A 20,577-nucleotide genomic window follows, 5' to 3' on the forward strand; every position below is an offset into this window, starting at 1 on the left:
TTTAAAATGATGGTTAGATTATTCATATTACTGTTCGTATCTATTCAATTTGCTAATGCCCAAACTCCCTACGACATCATTGAAAGTGTCTCATCCGACCGAATAGAAAAAGACATTCAAAAGCTGGTATCTTTTGGCACAAGACATACTATGTCGGAAACAGAATCTGATACCAGGGGGATTGGTGCTGCGAGAAGATGGATCAAGGCTGAATTTGAGAAAATATCCGAATCATGTGGAGGATGCTATGAAGTGTCGATGCAGCGAACGCTAGAAAAAGGAAACGCTAAAACTCGAATTACCAAAGACACTGAGATTGTAAATGTATTGGCTATCAAAAGAGGCAAGACTTATCCGAATCGATATATTGTCATGTCCGGAGATATAGATAGTCGTATATCAGATCCATTGAACTACACGGACGATTCTCCGGGTGCTAATGATAATGCATCGGGTATGGCTGGTGTAATAGAGGCTGCCAGAGTTCTTTCAAAATATGATTTTGAGAGCTCTATATTATTGGTGGGGCTTTCTGGAGAAGAGCAAGGGCTGTATGGAGGTAAACACTTAGCTGCCAAAGCGGTAGAAGAAGGATGGGATATCGTTGGTGTATTGAACAATGATATGATTGGAAACATCAAAGGGGTAGATGGTGTCATTGATAATCGTACGTTTAGAATTTTTTCCGAGCCAACAAATCCAACAGATACCGATTTTCAGCAGAGAATGAGAAGGTATTATGGTGGAGAAGTGGATGGTATTTCCAGGCAATTAGCTCGCTATGTATATAAAATGACCAAAACGTATATGCCTGAGATGAATCCCATGATGATCTATCGATTGGATCGGTTTGGTAGGGGAGGGCACCACCGGCCATTTAATGATGCGGGTTTTGCAGGAGTTCGGATCATGGAAGCTCATGAAAACTACACTCAGCAACATCAAGACATTCGTGAAGAAGATGGAATCAAATATGGAGACGTCATTGAGCATGTTAATTTTGAGTATGCAGCAAAGCTTACTGCTGTGAATGCGATTACCCTAGCAGCATTGGCGTCTGCACCACCAGCCCCGAACAATGTAGCTATAAGTGGAGCGGTTCAGCCATCAACCACACTCTATTGGGATGCAGTAGATAACGCGAACTTGGCTGGGTATCGAGTGTATTTTAGAGACACTACTTCACCCACCTGGGATATGTACTTCGATGTGGAAAAAAATAAAACGGAGTTTACTCTGAAAGGAATCGTAATTGACAATTACTTCTTTGGTGTATCGGCAGTAGGTAAAGATGGAAATGAGAGTTTGGTGGTATTTCCGGGTGAGGTGAGAAGATAGCTGATAAGAAAACCCCGGAGGTTTGGCAAAACCTCCGGGGTTTTATCACTTCAATATCTGCGCAGTGTGATCCTTGGTTTTCACCTTTTCGATCACTTCTTCTATTTTTCCTTCCTCATCAATTACAAAGGTTGTCCTTACTGTACCTATGTATTCTCTGCCCATAAATTTCTTCAAGTCCCATGTGCCGTAGGCTTGATGCACGGACTTATCTTCGTCTGCTATCAGCTTGAATGGCAACCCATGCTTTGTGATGAACTTTTGGTGTGACTTTTCACCATCTGTGCTAACTCCCAGGACTTCATATCCTTGTTTTTGAAGTTCTTCATAATTATCCCTCAAATTACATGATTCTGCAGTGCAGCCTGGGGTGTTATCTTTTGGGTAGAAATAGAGCACTACCTTTTTTCCTTTGTAATCGGATAGTTTGATAGGGTTTCCATCTTGATCTTTGCTTTCAAAATCTGGTGCTTTATCGCCTGGTTTCAGTGTGATCATAGTTCTTTAGTGTAAATGGTTCCGTTGTTCGAATTATCTATTACTTCCAACATAAACTTTCCTTTAAAAGGAATGTTTTCATTCAATTTTTGCGACCAAATAAGCTTTCTTTTTGGCTCATAGTGCATTAACACAAACTCCCCATTGATAGTTGCTTTGAAACTCTTTATTCCAGATAACTCATCATCAATCCGGAATTTCAGGTAATCTGCATTTGCCATTTTCAATTCAATGGAAGGAGGGATCGTGTCTTCCAAAATGGTATATGTAACCAAATCTCTTGTGGAGAATTTGATCTGGCCATTTTCCCATTCACCTCCCATGAAATTGTAGCGCTTGCCGAAGACAGAATATACCATCGCTTTTTCCTGGTTGTATCTCTTCTCCGGGTTAAGTACGATCTCCATGTTCGATCTGATGGGTTGAGTTTGATTCTTAAAATGATAAAGCTCACGATTCTCCAAAGAATCAAATTCCTTTTCAAAAGCCAGATAAAGGGTATCAAAAAGCGACCTTCGCTTCAGATTCAATGTAAACTCTTTTTGTACATAGCTGATCTCCTGATTTGACGGAAGCAAGCCTACCAAGTCTGTTTTAACAGTTTCACCGTCAATAAACAAACTCTTTGGGGTGCCACCTCTTAGATCCCAGATATAATAGTGTTCTTCACCTGATTCTGTATAAGGCTTCAGTGGAACCCACTCATCCAACAATACGGACCCTTGCTGCTTAGACTTGAAATGAAGGTAGTTACCGATTTGTTCCGGCCTGTAAAGTTTGGGAGTGATTAGTATTTCTTCGTCACTTAGTAAGATTCTGGTCGTAGATGTGTTTTTGTAGCTGTCCTCAGTGTTGATTAATATTTCTTCCTGATCAACAAAATCAACTCCGCGATTGACCACATTGTATATGTTGTGCTCATTGCCATCGGCCAGATATAGTTTATTAAACCTTCTACTCCCTTTTTTGTAAGCAGGGTAGTTGTAGTGAACAAGCACATTCCGCTGTTTGCCGAAGCTGAATGCTTCTTTATATTCAAAAAATAAGGTATCTCCATCCAATTGGAAAGTGGTTTTAACGATCCCGTTCCGGTTAGGTATTCCATCCATAGGATCGTAAGAATAGATCTCCACACCGATCTTACCTACCAAGTTGATTGGTTCATTGGTTTGATAGCCATTTTTTGTTTTGATCAGATCAAATTCATATCTCCCGAAGAAACCGTTTACTCTTGCATCTTTCCCCATGGTTACAAAAGCAACTTTTTGAACAACAGGAGGGATGTTATCTCTGATTTCCTTAAAGCCTAAGGATAATACATCGATGGGTCTATGATTGGCGTCTCTAATTTCAAAGTGCAGATGTGGACCGCTGGATGAACCAGTATTTCCGGAGTATCCAATAATATCCCCTTTTTTGAAAGGGAACTGGCCGGCTTCAGGAAAAAGATCTACTTCAAAAGACTCTTTCCGATACTGCTCTTTTAGCGCCCATGCGGCAATCCTGGAATCAAATGCTTCCAGATGCGCATAGACGGAGAAAGTTCCGTTAGGATGCTTCATATATATCGCATAACCATATCCAGAGGCTGAGACTTTGATTCTGGCAATATGTCCATCAGCCACTGCATAAATTGGAAGGCCGGTTCTTCCGCCTGTTTTTACATCTATGCCGGTATGAAAATGAGAGCTTCGGATTTCACCGACTGTTCCTGCCAGGTAGTTTTGTTGGCCCGGGTTAATAGGAAATTGATAGTCAATAGCCCCAAAGTCCTGAGCAAAGCCCTGTAAGTAGAATAAGAGAAAAACTATTGAAATATATTTCATCATTTAACCTCGAAATCAAACATCTGCTGATCTTCCAAAAACCCTACCAATCGATCACCGATTTTTACTGGTCCTACTCCTTTTGGTGTTCCCGTGAATAGGATATCTCCGGTTTTTAGTAGAACAAACTGAGATACATAAGCAATGATTTCATCAATTGGCCAAAGCATCAGTTTTGTGTTTCCGTTCTGGACTTCATCTCCATTGATCTCAAGTCTGAAGTTAACATCAGTCATGTCCTGATCTCCTTTGGGTATGAAATCTGAAACTGGTGCCGAACCATTAAATGCTTTTGCAATCTCCCACGGGTGTCCTTTTTCCTTCACTTTCGTTTGCCAATCTCTTGCCGTAAAGTCTATACCCAGACCGATTTCATCATAATATTGATGAGCAAATTCTTTTTTGATAGACTTTCCTTCTTTTTTGATTTTAACCAAGACCTCAACCTCATGGTGAATATCCTTCGAAAAATCCGGGTAATAAAATGGAGCGTTTTTCTTCAAAAGAGCCGTATCAGGCTTCATGAAGATGATTGGGTGCTCAGGTCGTTCATTCCCTAATTCTTCTATATGTTCGGCGTAGTTTCTACCGATGCAAATGATCTTCATAGTCAATTTATTGATTCAAAAATATAAATGATTCAGGGTCATTCTGAACTAGTTTCAGAATCTTTTATGGAAGGGGAAATGTTGGTTTGATTGAAGGTACTAATGAACAAGTGTTTCTTCCGGCTCTTCCACTTCTACATGACCATCGGCATTGATGGATTTCAGGGTCACTTGCTTCACTTCATTGATCAGAATAGGATCGTACTTGGCAGCTATACGCACATAATTTTCAGTAAATCCGTGCATGATGCCATCCTGAATATCCTCTTCAAAAAGCACCTCAAAGGTTTTGCCAAGCTGCTGCTCGTAAAAGTATCTTCTTTTCTTTTCAGATAAACCTCTCAGCATTTTGGATCTCCTGTTCCGCTCGCTCTGATCAACTACTCCATCCATTTCAACTGCCTTGGTATTAGGTCTTTCGGAGTAAGTGAAAACGTGGAGGTAAGAAATGTCTAACTCATTCAGGAAATTATAAGTAGTCAAAAACTTCTCCTCGGTCTCACCCGGGAATCCAACAATGACGTCAACACCAATACAACAATCTGGCATCAGAGACTTGATCTTTTCAACCCTGCTTTGATACAAGTCGCTTAGGTAGCGTCGGTTCATTTTCTTTAGAATCGCATCACTACCCGACTGAAGCGGGATGTGAAAATGAGGCACAAATCGTTCAGACTGTGCGACAAACTCAATCACCTCATTTGAAAGCAGGTTTGGCTCGATTGAGGAGATACGAAACCGATCAATTCCCTCGATTTGATCAAGCGCTTTGATCAGGTCACTGAATTTTTCTTTTCTTCGACCATGCTGAATGCCAAAATCTCCAATATTTACACCTGTCAGAACAACTTCTTTCACATCCGTTTGGGCAATTTCTTTAGCCTGATCCACAATGTTTTCGATGGTATCACTTCGACTTTTTCCTCGAGCTAGCGGGATGGTACAGAAGGCACAACCATAGTTACATCCATCTTGGACTTTCAGGAACGTTCGAGTTCGATCAGCAATGGAGTAGGAGGCATTATATGCTTTTGCTTCTTTAATTTCTGATGCGTACACACCACCTTTGGTGAAATCGTCCAGGTAATCGAACAATCTGAATTTTTCAGCGGCTCCCAATACAGCATCTACTCCTGGAATTTCAGAAATCTCTTTTGGTTTAAGCTGCGCATAGCAGCCAATTATCGTTACGAAGCTATCAGGGGAGATTTTCTTAGCCTCTTTTACGATCTTTTTGCATTTCTTATCCGCATTTTCCGTTACTGAGCAGGTGTTAATGATGAAAATATCCGGCTGGTCTGTGAAGTCAACCTTCACATAGCCCTTATCCTCAAACATCCTCGAAATGGAGGATGTCTCGGAGTAGTTCAGCTTACAGCCGAGCGTATAAAATGCGACCTTCTTCATAGCAAACCGCAAAGTTAGATACAATATGTTGGAATTGAGAATGTTATCTTTCTTTCTAGAGATTTATCCCCTTACGAGTTTGTCAACTTCTTGTGAATTGTTAAACTGATCGATACTATCTGTTTATAATTGTGAATTGAGTATATCAAATGATCATTCACAAAGGAGACCATCTTACCATAACGCACGAAAAGGAAGCTCACCGCTATGTCATGTTTTGGCATCATCCACCAATTTCTTTTGAGGAGTTTAAATGTGAAATGCAAACATATGCTAAGCTCTTTGTTGAGAATAGAATTGAACAAGCTTTGTGGCTTCATAAGAATTACAATTTGCCATTGACTGATCAGCAGTTAGGATGGGTTCAGCAACATGTCAATGAGCCTTGCTCGAAGAGTGCGGTAAAGGTGGCTTTTGTGGTAGGAGAGGATGCAATGGTTCATCTTATGGTCATGGATCATTTTGATGATAACCCTATTGAAAGTGAGGTGCGCCATTTTGCCTCAGAAAAGCGTGCACGTAGGTGGCTTGATCTGGATCGTCAGGAGATCAATGCCCAAGGAAAGACAAAGATTACCTTCAAGGGTGAGGATGAATCCGGAGACTCTGTTTTCATTGTAAAGACTCCTTCAGATAGTGTAATAAGTGCCTTAAAGTCATTCAAATACTTATCGGAAGAAGGTGAATTTGTCAAACGTCACATGAAGCAATACTTATTACTTACACCAAGAGAGAAACAGGTTTTGATAATGATGGCAAGAGGCCTGACCTCAAAAGAGATTGCTTCAATTTTGTTCTTGTCGGTTCACACAGTGAGGACACACAGAAAAGCAATAAATCAAAAATTAGAAATCACCTCCGTGATGGAAGCCAAAAAATATGTGGATGCATTCCAGTTATACTTTGAATGATTATAGCATAGGCTTGATATACTTCCATACAGTTTCAGCTACAATTTCATGTCCCTCAGGAGTGGGATGAATACCATCCCGAAGGTTTAAATCTGGGTTTCCCGCCACTCCTTCCAATAGGAATGGAATATAGATCGCATCATTTTTTTCGGCTAGTGTTGGAAAGAGGTCTTTAAATTCAGTGGTATAGTCATCTCCCAGGTTAGGAGGGACCATCATACCAGCAATGATAATTTTCACTTCCGGATTTTCCTTTTTTACTGCATCAATAATATCCTGAAGGTTTTTATAGGTTTCATCAAGTGGCAATCCACGCAATCCATCATTAGCTCCCAACTCCAAAAAGAATATGTCAGGAGTAGTTTTCAGTACCCACTCGATCCGGCTTTTTCCTCCGGCAGAAGTTTCCCCACTGAGCCCTGCATTGATGGCCTTATAGTTTAAGTCCAAGGAGTCAATTTTTTCCTGAATCAAGGCTGGAAATGCCTGATCCATATCCAATTGGTATCCTGCAGTAATACTGTTTCCAAAGAATAGTATGATTTTTTCTTCCTCTTTAGGATCGGACGTTTCAAAAGCAGACGGCTCCTTTTTTGAGGTTTGTCCACTTTCTGAATTTTTGGAGGTACTGCAGCTAAAGAGAAGTGCAGATAATAATATAATTTGAACTCTGGGAAACATTGATAGTTGTATTATCGTGAGTGAAATGGTCTAACGAATTCAGATCATAAGCTAAGTTAACATCTGAGCTCACTTAACGTTTACTTTTTAATAATTCTACATGGCCAACGAATCATCCATTTTAGAGGTTTCAAACCTTTCAAAAACCTTCCGATCCGGCTCCAGGGAAGTACATGTGCTGGAAGATATCAACTTCTCGGTTGAGGAGGGGGCATCTGTAGCAGTAGTAGGTCCTTCCGGAAGTGGCAAGACTACCCTCTTGGGACTTTGTGCCGGGCTGGATCGTCCCACTGAAGGCTCCATCACCCTCAATCATATTTTATTAGACCGATTGAGTGAAGATGAGATGGCTCAGCTTCGTAATCAGTATGTAGGATTTGTTTTTCAGAATTTTCAATTGATACAAACGCTTACTGCGTTGGAGAACGTGATGATTCCACTGGAGCTTCGGGGCGTGAAAAATGCGAGTAAGCGTTCATCTGAATTGCTTGAAAGAGTGGGGTTGGGTGAGCGTATGCATCATTACCCTTCGCAGCTTTCTGGAGGAGAGCAACAGCGAGTAGCAATAGCGCGTGCGTTTTCAAACGAGCCTAAAGTATTATTTGCAGATGAGCCTACCGGGAATTTGGATGAAGAAACCGGGCAATCTGTAGAGGAATTGCTTTTTGAAATCAATCAGGAATTAGGAACTACTCTCATTCTCGTGACTCATGATCTGGAATTGGCAGAAAAAACAGAAAAGATCATTCAGTTGAAGGGGGGTCACATTGTCGATCAGCGAAAGGGAACAAATACCTCACGCCTTAGATCCACCGCTTCTTAATTAATGGACAGAAAAATAACCATAGAACCTGCTAAGTACAGCAAATCCTGGCCATGGAAAATGGCCTGGAGGGACAGTCGCAAAAGTCGGGGAAAGCTTCTGCTGTTCATTGCTTCCATTTCGTTAGGAATTGCGGCCATGGTCGGAATTACCTCTTTCCGGGAAAATCTTTTGCAGGAAATAGACAATCAAGCGAAAGGACTGGTCGGTTCGGATGTTCGCGTACAAGGAAGAAGGGATTTGCCGGATAGTTTGCTACAGCAATTCAAATCGCTTACCGTCGATCATTCAAAAGAAAGCTACTTCGCATCCATGGTGATGTTCACCGAGTCCAAAGGCACTCGTCTGGTGCAGGTTCGGGCATTGGAGGGTGATTATCCATACTATGGTGCAATTGAGACAAAACCGGAAAAAGCCTCACAAAAATTCAGAGATGGTCGGTTTGCTTTGGTCGACGAGAAGATGATGATCCAGTATGATGCGCAGGTTGGAGATAGCCTGAATGTGGGTGCACTCACTTTTGAGATCATAGGGGCAATCACACAGATTCCCGGTCAGACGGATGTTTCATCCTCAGTTTCACCTGTTGTTTACATTCCATACCGATACCTTGAGTCGACTGGCCTGATTCAAAAGGGGAGCAGGATTAACTATGTGCATTATTTTCAATTTTCTGAAGAGATTGATACTATCAGACGCTGGAAGAAATTGGCTTCCCAAACCGAAAGTAAAGGGTATGATGTAGAAACGGTGGAGGAAGAAAAGCGTGAAACCGGTGAGGACTTTGAAAATTTATCCAACTTCCTGGAATTGGTTGCTTTTACGGCATTATTGCTGGGATGTTTGGGTGTAGCCAGTGCTATTTATGTGTATGCCAAAAGTAAAGTACAAGCGGTGGCTGTGCTCAGGTGCCTGGGAATGAAGGCGAAGCAAGCAGTCAGGGTTTACTTGATTCAGGTCACCTTGTTTGGGTTTATTGGATCGATTATAGGCAGCTTACTCGGATTGGCCATACATCTGTATTTGCCGGTAGTTGTGCAAGATTTTCTTCCGATTGACCTGGTACCGCAACCCTATTGGCCCGCACTGGTTGTTGGAGTGCTGATAGGAATAGTTATATCTCTTTTGTTTGGACTTTTGTCTTTAATAGGTCTTCGAAAGATCAGCCCACTGTCTGCTATCCGACTTGGATTTGATGAAAGCAAATTTCATTTGGATAAAGCATTGATTCCAATCGTGGGAGCGATCATTCTTTTTATCTTTTTGTCGGTCTTTTGGCAGATACAGGAGCTCGGAGAGTCGCTTACATTTTCAGGTATTTTAATTGGAGCGATTGCTTTGTTGGGCGGTATTGGAAAAGGCGTGAGTTGGCTTACACGAAAACTGGTGCCACAATCCATGAAATATGTCTGGCGACAGGGATTTTCCAACCTCTATCGTCCAAACAATCAAACAGTTATTTTGATCACTGCTCTGGGGTTGGGTACAGCTTTTTTAGCGACCCTTTATTTTATGCAGGATTTGTTGGTGCAGCGGGTGTCTTTGTCAGCAGCGAATGACCGCCCGAATACGGTCTTGTTTGATATTCAGTCTGAGCAACATGAACTGATCAAAGAATTGACTCGAGCATATGACTTGCCCATCTCTCAAGATGTTCCAGTGGTCACTATGCGATTGCTGGAAGTGAAGGGATATACGAAAGATGAGGCGTTTAATGATACCACGGTTTCGATCTCTGACTGGGCCTATAGCCGGGAGTATCGCGTGACCTACAGGGATTCATTGATTGATTCGGAGAAAATTGTGGAGGGTGAGTGGATCGGAGAGGTACGAAATGACAGTATTTATATAAGTATCTCTGAAGGATTTAAAGACAACCTAGATATTGAGCTGGGAGATGAGTTGGTCTTCAATGTACAAGGGGCGATCCTGAAGACGTATGTAGGTAGCTTCCGAGAGATTGACTGGCGAAGGGTGCAAACCAACTTTCTCGTATTGTTTCCAAAAGGTGCATTGGAGCGAGCCCCACAATTTCATGTGCTAGTGACCCGTGTAGATGACATGATGAAGTCGGTTCGGTATCAGCAGGAGGTGGTGAGTAAGTTTCCTAATGTATCGATCATTGACCTGGAGCTGATCCTAAAGACATTAGAAGATGTGCTGGGGAAAGTAGCTTTTGTGATCCAGTTCATGGCCTTCTTTAGTATAGGGACCGGTATCATTGTGATGATCAGTTCGATCATACTCAGCAAGTTTCAAAGGGTGCAAGAGAACGTATTATTACGAACATTGGGGGCTTCCAAAAAGCAACTCTGGACGATTACGATTGCTGAGTATTTCTTTTTAGGTGCGCTTGGGGCGCTTAGCGGGATATTGCTGGCAGGTCTTTTCACTACGTTGTTGGGACAGTTTGTTTTTGAGTTCACCTTCGTCCCGAATGTTGTTCAGATCGGAATTGTATTCATACTTGTAACAGGCATGAGCATTCTCATTGGCTTACTCAACAGTCGTAGTGTGGTGCGAGAGTCACCGATGGAGGTGCTGAGGAGGGAGGGATGATTCGATTTGAAGATTTCTTGATTTGAAGATTTTTTCGCTTTAGAAATTAACATTTGAAACGTCATTCTGACCTTGTGCTGGAATCTTCTAATTGGTTATTCGAACATCTTATAAAAAACTTTCTCCATGAATTTTTTAGGTAAATCGACCATTCACTAAAGTCGATCGAATGATTGTCAAGTGTTCTTTGACATCAGTTATGTTTACCCGAAATACGAATAATAAATATGAATTTTAAATCTTTCAAATCGTGTGCTGCATTAGTAGTATTATTAATAACTGCATTATCCTGTTCTCAGGACGATGGACTTAGCTCGGAGGAAGCACTTATCAAGGCAAGCTTCACATCAGATAAAGAACAGGTGCTTGTTGGGGGAGAAGTATCTTTTACAGACAACTCTGAGGGGACACCAGATGCATGGAATTGGATTTTTGCAGGAGGGACACCATCTACTTCTACCGAACAAAACCCTGTGATCGAGTATAGTGAAAAAGGATCTTATAGTGTAACATTAATTGTCGAAAAAGGAGCAGAAAAAGACACCCTAATCATTGAGAACTACATCTCTGTATGTGAAGATACCTTTACCAAAACTGAAGGGGGAGAAGAAAGAAATGGAGTTTACGGATATGATGATCAAGGAAGAATAGTGCTGTTGGATTTCACTGCTATTCGAGCGGAGATTAGTTACGATGAAGCAGGTCACATGACTGGAATTGATTTTTTTGAAGGAGACAATATTTCAAAGGAAAGAACTTTCTTTTATGACAATGATGGACAAGTGATACGCGTGGAGATTGATCAACCAGACCGCTTTCGTAAGTATGAACTTAGTTACGAAGAGGGAGCAGGTGGAGAGACTATTGTAACTTCTCACGAGTTTGAAAAATCTGCTTCTGGTGAATTTGAGGCAACAGGATCATTTATAGAATACACCGTCATTAATGGGAACGTTACCGCATTTACTGAGTACCGAACGGATGACCAACAAAATGTTGTGGAGGAGGAAAGAGGCACTGTTACCTATGGAACGGATGAATGGAGAGTAGATATGGCCATCTTATTTGATCAGGATGAGCCCCCTGTACTTTTCAACAAAATGATTCCTACATCCATTTCGGTCTCTTACGATGGGGGCAGTTCAGTGGATTTCTCAGGGACTTTTGAAGTCAGCAAGTCAGGGGATGAGATTACTTCTGTAGAGCATACTTTTTCACAAAGCGGAATTGAAGAAACGATACTCTTGACTTTTGATCAGTCATGCGAATAAAATTATTGGTTATAATCAAACTCTTAAAGAGGGACAAAAATAAAGCCTGCGTTTAGCAGGCTTTTGTTTTTTGAATGGTCAGGAACTAATCACCTCCTCCGCATCGGATAATCCACTTTTTCAAGCTGTCTTTCGATCAGTTTTTCGATGCGCTTCATTTTGTAGTTATCATCCTTGCTGACAAGCGTGATTGCTACACCACTGGTTTTGGCTCGGGCTGTCCGTCCGATTCGGTGTACGTAATCTGCCGCATCATTTGGTACATCGTAGTTTACCACCAGATTAATGTCTTTGATATCGATACCTCGGGATAAGACATCTGTAGCTACCAGGATGCGCAACTTCTTAGCTCTGAATTTCAATAGGATTCGTTCCCGCTCATCCTGCTCTAGCATGGAAGAGATACCCTTTGCTTCCAGTCCCGCTTTTTTCAGGCTCTGTACAATCTCTGAAACCTTCTTCTTTGTGGAACTAAAGATCAAAATACTCTCAAAAGCATCGTATCGGCCAATGAGTTTGCTGATAAGCTCCGTTTTGTAGCCTTCTTCTACCCGGTACACTTCCTGGCTGATATTTTCGGCAGGTTTGGCCAACTCTAGCTCAATCTTTTTTGGCTCTTTTAAAATTTCCCTGGCCAGTTTTTCAATTTTAGGCGCCATAGTAGCGCTGAACATAGAAGTTTGCTTGAGGTTTGGCAGGTAGGTGATGATCTTCTTAATGTCATCATAGAAGTTCATGTCGAGCATGCGGTCTGCTTCGTCCAGAATCAAATGAGTGACCTGATCAAATTTTACATATCCTAGATTAAGATGGGAGATCAGCTTCCCCGGTGTGGCCACCACAATATTACTACCCTGTGTTAAAGCTTTTTTCTGCTGGGCAAAATCAGAGCCATCTCCACCACCATAAATGGCAATGGAATGAACAGGTAGGTAATAGGAAAAACCCTCAAATTGTTGATCGATCTGAATAGCCAGTTCTCGGGTTGGTACCACCACCAGGACCTTCACGTCATCACTGGGGTTCTGTGCCAGATAGTTCAATGTAGGAATTACAAATGCGGCTGTTTTTCCAGTTCCTGTCTGCGCACAGGCGATCAGGTCTTTTCCTTCTAGTATGGCTGGGATGGCTTCTTCCTGAATGGGAGTGGCCTCCGAGAAGCCCATGTGATCGATTGCTTCCGTAAGCTGATCGTCAAGGTTAAATTCATTAAATGTCATGTGCGGCAAAGATGCATTAATCGGGGCAAAAATGATAAACTAAAAAAGCACCACGCAGTTAGGTGATGCTTTGATTCGCTTATTAACGAATGACCCTATTTAAGCCATCCTGCTGCTTTTCCTTTCTTGGAGATGAGTATCAATGCAATTCCAAAGATTGGAATTAGTAGCGACATAACTATTTCTGCTGGACCATAGCTAACAGGTGTTTCGATCATAAATACTTCGTAAATCATTTGTACAATCACCCCAGCTAATGAGATAATGAAAATTATATAGGCAAGACCTTTTCTAGCAAGCAATAGGATGCTACCCAAAAGTCCACCCCAGGTAGCAATGGCGAAAGCAGCTGTTGCCCAAACAGGTCTTCCATCTATCGCCTGCAGCTGATCTGCGGGCATGGCCTCACGCATTGCATCTGTCATAAACGCTTGTCCAAGATAAGCCACAACTCCTGCCAAGTTCCAAAGCAGAGCGATAGCAGCTACCACCCAAAACCAGGTAGGCGGCTTTACAGATTCGTTTGTCATAGTTAAATTAGGTTGGTTAATCATTTAAATATACTGATTTCATTTCAAGACCAATAGTTTCTATCTTCCATTTATGAAACGAATACTTGCCTTTGCTCTTGTTTTTTATTCAATAAATGTACTGTCACAGATTATCAAACCCGGCCAGTGGCGTGGTGATATCCACTACGCTGAAGTAGATATACCTCTTACTTTTGAGATCGGATATCTCAATGGAGAAGTACCTGAAATCACTTTCATCAATGGAAGCGAACGAAGAACAGTGAGGAATGCGATCCTAGATGGTGACAGCATTTTCATTCCGCTGGATCCTTTCGATGTGGAGATCAGAGCACGATTTTCAGCGATGAGTATCACAGGCGTTTATAAAAAGTACTATCGTGACCTCACTATTCCATTTTCTGCTGAATTTGGGAAACCAAGAATGATGAAAAACAGCGTACGCTCGTCACCACCGATCGAAAAGCGCTGGGATATCACCTTTTCTCCGGAAACATCCAGCTTGTCTAAAGGTGTAGGGCTCTTCACCCAAAGAGGTCATATTGTCACAGGTACGATCATGACCAAGGTGAGCGATTACCGCTACTTTGAAGGTATTTTAGATGGTGATTCTATCAAGCTATCCTGTTTTGATGGAGCGCATGCGTTTGCTTTTCTTGGCAAGAAATCAGCAGAAGGATGGAGTGGTGAGATGATTTATGATGACGGGTACAGTGAACCGTGGGAGGCAGTATATGATTCAGAAGCTGAGTTAACGAACCCATTCGAAATAGTGGATGTGGAGCCAGGATCTCAAAAACCATATTATGACCTTCTCGGCGCAGGAGAGGGGCGTGACGCCATTGACCCCTCAAAGTATGAAGGGAAGGTGCTAATCATTCAATTATTTGGCACCTGGTGCCCCAATAGTCACGATCAGACAAAATACCTGGTTGAATGGTATAAGGAGAATCAGGAAAAGGATGTGGAAATACTAGCGGCATCATTTGAAGCTAATTATTCACAAGAATACGGTTTGGAACGTCTTGAGAAATACCGGGAAGTGAACAATATTCCATACGACATGGTGCTGGGGGGACGATTGAGTAAAACTGGAGCAGCTATGCCTTTTCCATTCATGGAACGCATAGAAGCCTTTCCTACCTTAGTCATCCTGGATAAATCAGGATATGTAAGGTATGTACACAGCTATTTCAATGGTCCGGCAACAGGTGAATACTATCGGACTTTTGATGAACGATTCAAAGAAATCATCGATTTACTACTCGTTGAATAGACTTAGTTTCTTGGACATTTAGGAAGTTTGAAGCTCCAATTCATTTACTATTTTGTAATAATCGTCAGACTTCAAAATGGCAAATTCTGTGTCACTGTCATTGGCTGAATTGTCGTGGATAATCCACTCCTTCGTCTCTGCTAGTATACGTCCTTTGCCATAATCACTTTCCACCATGTCACCGATTTTTGCTCTCTTCATACTTATCGATTACAGGATATTAGGACTAGTAAGGTGATAAATAATTCTGAGAGATTTCTGAGGAAAGCAAGATTACTTGTTAAGAATTATGATTTAATACTCTTTTTTCGACAGAAAATTCTCCAGGTTGGATAGGTAAATGTCTCTGTCTTATTCACCCATTCACCAGCCCAGTCAAAACCACTTTTCGATATGTTTGAGAAAGTGAGTCGGTAAAATCCGGGCATTCCATTGGGTGCTGGCTGATCTCTGTAGAGTACGATGTTGCCATTTTCTGTTTTGTTTCCTTCCCAGCTGGATAGTATCGGAGTAGCACTGGAAGAAGAATAATAGTGAACGTACCATTTTGCACTGTCTGCATTGTATTGGCGGATACTACCGGAATGTACTCCATCCTCTTTCAATGTTTCATCTTGGACGGCCATGCCATTCATAATGTATTTAAAGATCCAATTCATCATGACAGTATCCGCCCAGGTGTTTTGATTTATCCGTCTGACGGACTTGCACACACACGTCCCGATTAACGGTGCAAAATCTGCGGTTTGTTTGGGAGCTTCAGGGTTTAATTTCCCAAAGGGATTTTCAGCGGATGACGCATAGTCGTATTGCGCGAAAAGGCACATGGAGAATAAAAGAGTGAGCAGGTAGGTTACCTTTTTCATAGTGTATAAACAACTAAAAGCGGCAAACACCTACATTCCTACCAGAATAAAAGGAGCCCAATAGTACGGTCTGGAGAATTGCTCAGATTCAAGCAATGAAAGTTTGGCTTGTCTTAATGCAGCATTATAACCATGGTGCTCATTGTGTAGATTATATCTGTAAAACTCAATCATCATCTGAGCTGTTGAAGCGTCGGCTACTTGCCAAAGCGATACAATGATGTTGTTTGCTCCGGCATATTGCAAGGCCCTGCTTAAACCTACAATGCCTTCTCCTTTAGCTACTTTCCCCAGGCCTGTTTCGCAGGCAGATAGTGTAACTAAATCTGCATCAATGTTCAGGTTATAAATTTCCCCTGTATAAAGACTGCCGTCTTCTTCATTTCCGGGTTTTAGGAATATTCTTGAAAGCGCAGGTTCTGATTCATTCACAATTCCATGAGTGGCAAAGTGTAAGTAGCGAAATTTCCCAAGGTCTTCTTTCTTAAAATTGGATTCGCTAGCCTCCGTACCAATGCAAACCTTTGTTTCACAATTGCTACCCATGAATAGGTAGCGAATTTCATCGATCTCCTTTTCCGACCCGGGGAGTGCTGACATTCGTACTTCATTTTCATCGAAGTTTACCGGCGCGATGAGTAAAATCTCAGGATCAACCTGCTCATCGTCTGCTTTTCTCTCATTGAAGAGCGTCGCAGAGTAATCGTAGGAAATGTGATAATCGCGAATCAAAAAGCTGGCATCACTAAAAGTCTCCGTTTCATTATCAGGATTAACAAAAGCCTCGAATGGCAGAGTGCCAAGTATTCCGTCAGGAAGAATTACCAATTCACGAATATCTGATTTCAATTTAGGGATCAGGATTGCATGCAGATTTTTGGCAGCTTTAAAAAAGGTGCTTTTACTATTGTATTTGATTGCGTTCCTCAACCCAGTGGTGTATTTATTGAAATCGTCTCCTTTCTGTTTTCTAATGGCTTCAACCTTCTTCTGTGTGATAATAAAGATGTAGATGTCTTCTTCACCAAGGAAATAGGATAAAAGCGCTGCATTTTCATGCAAGTGTTTCTGGACGGAAGCAATTGTGGCTATTGAGTGATCGTATTTGAGTTTATAGTACTCCGGATACTGATTTTCTAAATTAGAAATGAACGTGCGATAGGCATTTTGATAACTAAAGAGCAGGTCTTTCATTTCCTGATTGTCTGCATTTTCCTGTTGTGCAAGCTGTTGCTCCAGGTAAGAGATTTCATCCCTCAGGCTGTCTTCCAAAAGAATCTGCTCGTCAGGAATACCTGCAAATTTCTTTGCTTTTGATTCGGTGATGGCCTCAAGCAGTACGGATGATTTACTTCGCTCGCAAAAATCAAAAGCCGTTTGAAGGTGTTTTTTGCGATTAAAGCTTTGCTCACTCAGGATGAGAGAAAGCTGAATACCGTTTTCATAGACCTCTTTCGCAATTTGACCGAGACGCAGTTTGTCTTGCTCATTCAATCGCTTTCTTCTAATGATAGTGATGAGGTCGTCACACTTTTGATATGCTTTAATGGCTCCAACAATATCTCTTACATTTAGTGATTTTTCAAAGTGCAAGGCTTCAAGTGCAATAGCTTTTGCTTGCATAGTTCTGAGAAGAATATCTGCATTAAAATAATTGCTGAGTTCAGGAAGGTCATAAAGGCTGGAATAAGACTGATCGGGAAGGTTCGCATAAATAGCACGTTGATAGAATTCTACAGAAGTCTTAAATTCAGATTTAGCCTTATGGATTTCGCCAATGAGGTAATAGGTGTTCGCTACGTCCGGGTGCTTCTCTCCGAAAAGACTGATATACATCTGCAATGCTTCTTTTTGATTGAGCAGGGCTTTTTCGTATTCTTCTTTTTCGAGGTGTACCCTACCAATTATTGATTGGATATATGCCTTGTTCGGATGCTCCTCATCGTAAGAAGCATCATAGATGAGTTTTACCTCATTGAGCTGGGCCAACGCATCATCATAATTCTCCTGCTCCATGTTAGCAAAGGCAATATTTAAGCTAGCTCTAAGTGCTCTTCGACTGCTGTTACCCAATTTTTCCTCATAGATGCCTTTGGCACGGTTGAAATAAATCAGTGCTTGAAGTGGATCACTGGTAAGAAACACACGCCCCAGATTATTGTAAGAGTTTGCAGCTTCGATTGATTGTGGACCGAAAAGCTTTCTTCTAATCACAAAAGCTTGCTCATGATACTGTGTTGCAAGCTGATTATTCTCATTGGTGGTGTAAACAAGGCCTAAAGCATCCAGACAATTTGCCTTTGCTTCTGTGTCTTCTTCACCAAATAGTTGTTCTGCTTCTAGCAAAACCTCCAGAGCTTCCTCATTGCGACCCAGATTGAGATGACTGAGTCCTAACAATGTGAGTGCCCTGGCTTTTAATATATTTTCGTTTGGTGTTTCATTTTCAATGAATGTCAGCGTGTTTTCTGCAAGGCTTTTGGCATGAAAGGGATTACCAGCTTGGATTTGACAATCAACCATTCTAAGGTGAGTGCTTGCATATTCTGTAAATGCTGCATTAGCGAAATAGATGTCACCTGCTTCTTTAAACTGAGCATAGGCAGTCTCATAGTTCCCTTTAGCATAAAAAGATTCTGCCTGCTTTAACTGAATGTCTTGGCCAAAGACATATTGTGAAAAGAACAGAAGTATAAAAAGTCGCTTCATTAGGCTAGAATTTATATATGTAGCTTATACTCAACACTTCATTTCGGGTTAGGCCGTCCGGATTAAAATCTCTATCTGTGAGCTTGTATCCTTTAATGATTTTTACACTATTATTTACGTCGAAGTTGTATCCAAAGCTAGCAAGCATGGAAAGGGCCATCCCCGTTGTTCCGTCTAATTTTCCCCGTTCATTGGTACCAGGAATGATAGCTTCATCTTTAGTGATTCGCCAAATAGGTAGTGCGCCAAGTGAAAAATTGAAATTGGTAAATCTCCAATTTCGCTCAACTCTTAGCATCACATCTATTCCCCTTTTAAGTTCTATTCCTCGATTATAGTCTTCTACGTATTCTGGGCTGGGATAAGTAGGAAAACCACCCCAGGTAAATTGATTGTTGTTTTCTGTTAATGCTATTTGAATGCCGGTAGCAAAAAGCCACTCGTTACTAATCAAAGAGATACCTGCTATGGCATCATAAGAGCCCAAACTGGTCTGATAATACATGTGTAGAGGGGAGTCCATTCCACCTGTATTTTCATTATTCACTTTGGCGTTGGAATCATTCGTAGGAATTTTTGCTCCTAGTGTGCCATTGATGTTCCAATTATTCGTCGCTTTTAATAAACGGGTGTAACAAAGTGATATGTCACCAAGTCCTGCATTTTCGCCCAGGCTTCCCTTGATCCATTGATAGGGTAATTTGATTTGAAAAGAACTGAAATCATTAATTCCTAAAGTGAAATCAATCGTTGTAGCACGAATAATGGGAGTAAGAAGGCTGGTACCTTCATAATAATTGAATTCAATTGATCGGAGTTTGATAGCAATTCTTTTGCTATAGTTCTGATCTGGCTTCATAGCTCCCATTGTGCAAAAGCCAGCATCACTACAGCCCTGCGAATAGGATGAGTAGCAAAGTGTAGTGAGTATCGTGAGTGTGATTAGGTACCGCATAATGAATTTGTTGGATTACGCCACTTACAATATTAATGATTTGCTTTCCTTAACATCCCATTTCGGACATTATTTCATCGGTTGTCTACCAATTGCTTACTGGAATAGCTTCTTTTTTCAATTTTTTTTAATAGTCAATTAAACCTCTATTCAGGTATAGTGTCCAAGCACCAAAATTGATTAAAACAAAACCGAAATATGAAAATCATGAAAAAGCTATTATTTATTACCGCAATTGCAGCAGTGTCATTCTTTACATCGTGTAGTGATGATAATGAAGTGAGTTCACAAGATATCGTTGAGTCAATGGATATCGAGTCTGAAGCTGCACTTGAGTCTAGTTATGAAGATGTAGACTTAATCGTAGAGGCAAGTATGGAAACCGTTGATACCGGCGGTCGAATTGAACAAGATGATATTCTAGATTGTGCTACTGTGACCCATGACAGAGAAAACAATACAGTTACCATTGACTATGGTGAAGGGTGTGAGGGACCAGGTGGACGCATTAGAGCCGGTAAAATTCTGATTACTTATAATGATCACAGGTTGGTTCCCGGTGCGTTTAGAGAAGCTACATTCGTGGATTTTAGCATTGACGGGGTGCTTGTAGAAGGTACACGAAGGGTTGAGAATATTTCTGAGGGCACTGATGATCATCCTACTTTTAGTATTACACTTACAGGTGGCAAACTGACGTTCGAAGATGAAACAACGGTGACCAGAGAAGCTGCAAGGACTCGTACATGGATCAGGGCCAATAATCCGATTGACGATGAAGCACAAGTGGAAGGAAATGCCAGTGGATCCAGAAGAGATGGAGTTACTTATTCCATGGAAATCATTGAACGATTGATATACAAAAGAGCTTGCTGGGCACGCGGGGTATATGTTCCGGTATCAGGCGTGAAACAGTTTACTTCTGGTGATAATGTTGCAATTGTAGATTACGGAGATGGAGAGTGTGATTACCTCGCTACCGTCACTGTCAATGATGGAGAACCATTCGAAATCACATTAAGACCAAGAAGAAGATTAAGATAGTCTAAGGTTGGTAAGTTTTCAGGTAGGAACGGCCCCATGATTCTTCGGAAGAGTG

Annotated in this window: 18 protein-coding genes; 7 read left to right on the forward strand and 11 right to left on the reverse strand. The window is 41.4% G+C overall.

The features are described from left to right. Nucleotides 1-9 precede the first annotated feature (9 nt). Nucleotides 10-1,338 (forward strand): M28 family peptidase, encoded by a 1,329-nt coding sequence (locus ACXAH9_RS06920; protein WP_474894124.1) that lies wholly within the window; start codon nt 10-12, stop codon nt 1,336-1,338. A gap of 45 nt (nt 1,339-1,383) precedes the next feature. Here the strand turns inward: ACXAH9_RS06920 and bcp are convergent, their stop codons facing one another. The 4 genes from bcp to mtaB all read right to left on the reverse strand — a co-directional run bounded on the left by bcp (nt 1,384) and on the right by mtaB (nt 5,677). Next, complete coding sequence (gene bcp / locus ACXAH9_RS06925) at nt 1,384-1,836, reverse strand: thioredoxin-dependent thiol peroxidase (protein ID WP_474894125.1); 453 nt, start codon at nt 1,834-1,836, stop codon at nt 1,384-1,386. Then, the gene (locus ACXAH9_RS06930; RefSeq protein ID WP_474894126.1) at nt 1,833-3,665 is read right to left on the reverse strand and encodes a M23 family metallopeptidase; all 1,833 of its coding nucleotides are present in this window, start codon (nt 3,663-3,665) and stop codon (nt 1,833-1,835) included. The genes bcp and ACXAH9_RS06930 overlap by 4 nt, the downstream gene beginning before the upstream one ends. Then, entirely contained in the window at nt 3,662-4,270 is a 609-nt protein-coding gene (locus ACXAH9_RS06935) for a fumarylacetoacetate hydrolase family protein (RefSeq protein WP_474894127.1), read from the reverse strand. Before ACXAH9_RS06935 ends, ACXAH9_RS06930 begins: the two co-directional genes overlap by 4 nt. A gap of 99 nt (nt 4,271-4,369) precedes the next feature. Next, entirely contained in the window at nt 4,370-5,677 is a 1,308-nt protein-coding gene (gene mtaB / locus ACXAH9_RS06940) for a tRNA (N(6)-L-threonylcarbamoyladenosine(37)-C(2))-methylthiotransferase MtaB (RefSeq protein ID WP_474894128.1), read from the reverse strand. 149 nt (nt 5,678-5,826) lie between these two features. Here mtaB and ACXAH9_RS06945 point away from each other — a divergent pair, with 149 nt between their 5' ends. Beyond that, complete coding sequence (locus ACXAH9_RS06945; protein WP_474894129.1) at nt 5,827-6,588, forward strand: helix-turn-helix transcriptional regulator; 762 nt, start codon at nt 5,827-5,829, stop codon at nt 6,586-6,588. On the opposite strand, the gene ACXAH9_RS06950 is transcribed toward ACXAH9_RS06945, so the two are convergent. Continuing rightward, nucleotides 6,589-7,269, reverse strand: a complete 681-nt coding sequence (locus ACXAH9_RS06950; RefSeq protein ID WP_474894130.1) for an arylesterase — start codon at nt 7,267-7,269, stop codon at nt 6,589-6,591. A 100-nt stretch (nt 7,270-7,369) separates the two neighbouring features. On the opposite strand from ACXAH9_RS06950, the gene ACXAH9_RS06955 reads away from it, so the two are divergent. The 3 genes from ACXAH9_RS06955 to ACXAH9_RS06965 all read left to right on the forward strand — a co-directional run bounded on the left by ACXAH9_RS06955 (nt 7,370) and on the right by ACXAH9_RS06965 (nt 11,922). Continuing rightward, nucleotides 7,370-8,092 (forward strand): ABC transporter ATP-binding protein, encoded by a 723-nt coding sequence (locus ACXAH9_RS06955; RefSeq protein WP_474894131.1) that lies wholly within the window; start codon nt 7,370-7,372, stop codon nt 8,090-8,092. A 3-nt stretch (nt 8,093-8,095) separates the two neighbouring features. Beyond that, a complete protein-coding gene (locus ACXAH9_RS06960) occupies nt 8,096-10,651 on the forward strand; it encodes an ABC transporter permease (protein ID WP_474894132.1) in 2,556 nt (851 codons plus the stop codon). A 227-nt stretch (nt 10,652-10,878) separates the two neighbouring features. Continuing rightward, nucleotides 10,879-11,922 carry a PKD domain-containing protein gene (locus ACXAH9_RS06965; protein WP_474894133.1) on the forward strand — a complete coding sequence of 348 codons (1,044 nt, stop codon included), beginning with the start codon at nt 10,879-10,881 and terminating at the stop codon, nt 11,920-11,922. A gap of 89 nt (nt 11,923-12,011) precedes the next feature. Here ACXAH9_RS06965 and ACXAH9_RS06970 read toward each other — a convergent pair whose 3' ends face one another. Together ACXAH9_RS06970 and ACXAH9_RS06975 are read right to left on the reverse strand one after the other, a co-directional pair. Next, on the reverse strand, nt 12,012-13,142 hold the full coding sequence (locus ACXAH9_RS06970; protein ID WP_474894134.1) for a DEAD/DEAH box helicase: 1,131 nt from the start codon (nt 13,140-13,142) through the stop codon (nt 12,012-12,014). A 95-nt stretch (nt 13,143-13,237) separates the two neighbouring features. Next, nucleotides 13,238-13,672 carry a hypothetical protein gene (locus ACXAH9_RS06975; protein ID WP_474894135.1) on the reverse strand — a complete coding sequence of 145 codons (435 nt, stop codon included), beginning with the start codon at nt 13,670-13,672 and terminating at the stop codon, nt 13,238-13,240. A gap of 73 nt (nt 13,673-13,745) precedes the next feature. Here ACXAH9_RS06975 and ACXAH9_RS06980 point away from each other — a divergent pair, with 73 nt between their 5' ends. Next, a complete protein-coding gene (locus ACXAH9_RS06980; RefSeq protein ID WP_474894136.1) occupies nt 13,746-14,948 on the forward strand; it encodes a TlpA disulfide reductase family protein in 1,203 nt (400 codons plus the stop codon). An 18-nt stretch (nt 14,949-14,966) separates the two neighbouring features. Here the strand turns inward: ACXAH9_RS06980 and ACXAH9_RS06985 are convergent, their stop codons facing one another. The 4 genes from ACXAH9_RS06985 to ACXAH9_RS07000 form a co-directional block, all read right to left on the reverse strand. Beyond that, nucleotides 14,967-15,149, reverse strand: coding sequence for a hypothetical protein (locus ACXAH9_RS06985; protein ID WP_474894137.1), 183 nt, complete (start codon nt 15,147-15,149; stop codon nt 14,967-14,969). 86 nt (nt 15,150-15,235) lie between these two features. Continuing rightward, on the reverse strand, nt 15,236-15,814 hold the full coding sequence (locus tag ACXAH9_RS06990) for a hypothetical protein (protein WP_474894138.1): 579 nt from the start codon (nt 15,812-15,814) through the stop codon (nt 15,236-15,238). Between the two features lie 30 nt (nt 15,815-15,844). Further along, entirely contained in the window at nt 15,845-18,523 is a 2,679-nt protein-coding gene (locus ACXAH9_RS06995) for a CHAT domain-containing tetratricopeptide repeat protein (protein WP_474894139.1), read from the reverse strand. Nucleotides 18,524-18,527: 4 nt separating this feature from the next. Beyond that, nucleotides 18,528-19,478 (reverse strand): hypothetical protein, encoded by a 951-nt coding sequence (locus tag ACXAH9_RS07000; protein ID WP_474894140.1) that lies wholly within the window; start codon nt 19,476-19,478, stop codon nt 18,528-18,530. A gap of 207 nt (nt 19,479-19,685) precedes the next feature. Here ACXAH9_RS07000 and ACXAH9_RS07005 point away from each other — a divergent pair, with 207 nt between their 5' ends. Beyond that, nucleotides 19,686-20,522, forward strand: coding sequence for a hypothetical protein (locus tag ACXAH9_RS07005; protein WP_474894141.1), 837 nt, complete (start codon nt 19,686-19,688; stop codon nt 20,520-20,522). Nucleotides 20,523-20,577 lie beyond the last annotated feature (55 nt).

This window comes from Ekhidna sp. ABH4_415 (genome assembly GCF_056161305.1).

What these genes read in the sequence shown, in the direction of transcription:
- ACXAH9_RS06995 (WP_474894139.1), bottom strand. Translation starts at nt 18,523, where the DNA reads ATGAAGCGACTTTTTATACTTCTGTTCTTTTCACAATATGTCTTTGGC.
- ACXAH9_RS06990 (WP_474894138.1), bottom strand. Translation starts at nt 15,814, where the DNA reads ATGAAAAAGGTAACCTACCTGCTCACTCTTTTATTCTCCATGTGCCTT.
- ACXAH9_RS06955 (WP_474894131.1), top strand. Translation starts at nt 7,370, where the DNA reads ATGGCCAACGAATCATCCATTTTAGAGGTTTCAAACCTTTCAAAAACC.
- ACXAH9_RS06920 (WP_474894124.1), top strand. Translation starts at nt 10, where the DNA reads ATGGTTAGATTATTCATATTACTGTTCGTATCTATTCAATTTGCTAAT.
- ACXAH9_RS07000 (WP_474894140.1), bottom strand. Translation starts at nt 19,478, where the DNA reads ATGCGGTACCTAATCACACTCACGATACTCACTACACTTTGCTACTCA.
- ACXAH9_RS06965 (WP_474894133.1), top strand. Translation starts at nt 10,879, where the DNA reads ATGAATTTTAAATCTTTCAAATCGTGTGCTGCATTAGTAGTATTATTA.
- bcp (WP_474894125.1), bottom strand. Translation starts at nt 1,836, where the DNA reads ATGATCACACTGAAACCAGGCGATAAAGCACCAGATTTTGAAAGCAAA.
- ACXAH9_RS06945 (WP_474894129.1), top strand. Translation starts at nt 5,827, where the DNA reads ATGATCATTCACAAAGGAGACCATCTTACCATAACGCACGAAAAGGAA.
- ACXAH9_RS06950 (WP_474894130.1), bottom strand. Translation starts at nt 7,269, where the DNA reads ATGTTTCCCAGAGTTCAAATTATATTATTATCTGCACTTCTCTTTAGC.
- ACXAH9_RS06985 (WP_474894137.1), bottom strand. Translation starts at nt 15,149, where the DNA reads ATGAAGAGAGCAAAAATCGGTGACATGGTGGAAAGTGATTATGGCAAA.
- mtaB (WP_474894128.1), bottom strand. Translation starts at nt 5,677, where the DNA reads ATGAAGAAGGTCGCATTTTATACGCTCGGCTGTAAGCTGAACTACTCC.
- ACXAH9_RS06960 (WP_474894132.1), top strand. Translation starts at nt 8,096, where the DNA reads ATGGACAGAAAAATAACCATAGAACCTGCTAAGTACAGCAAATCCTGG.
- ACXAH9_RS06970 (WP_474894134.1), bottom strand. Translation starts at nt 13,142, where the DNA reads ATGACATTTAATGAATTTAACCTTGACGATCAGCTTACGGAAGCAATC.
- ACXAH9_RS06980 (WP_474894136.1), top strand. Translation starts at nt 13,746, where the DNA reads ATGAAACGAATACTTGCCTTTGCTCTTGTTTTTTATTCAATAAATGTA.
- ACXAH9_RS07005 (WP_474894141.1), top strand. Translation starts at nt 19,686, where the DNA reads ATGAAAAAGCTATTATTTATTACCGCAATTGCAGCAGTGTCATTCTTT.
- ACXAH9_RS06935 (WP_474894127.1), bottom strand. Translation starts at nt 4,270, where the DNA reads ATGAAGATCATTTGCATCGGTAGAAACTACGCCGAACATATAGAAGAA.
- ACXAH9_RS06975 (WP_474894135.1), bottom strand. Translation starts at nt 13,672, where the DNA reads ATGACAAACGAATCTGTAAAGCCGCCTACCTGGTTTTGGGTGGTAGCT.
- ACXAH9_RS06930 (WP_474894126.1), bottom strand. Translation starts at nt 3,665, where the DNA reads ATGATGAAATATATTTCAATAGTTTTTCTCTTATTCTACTTACAGGGC.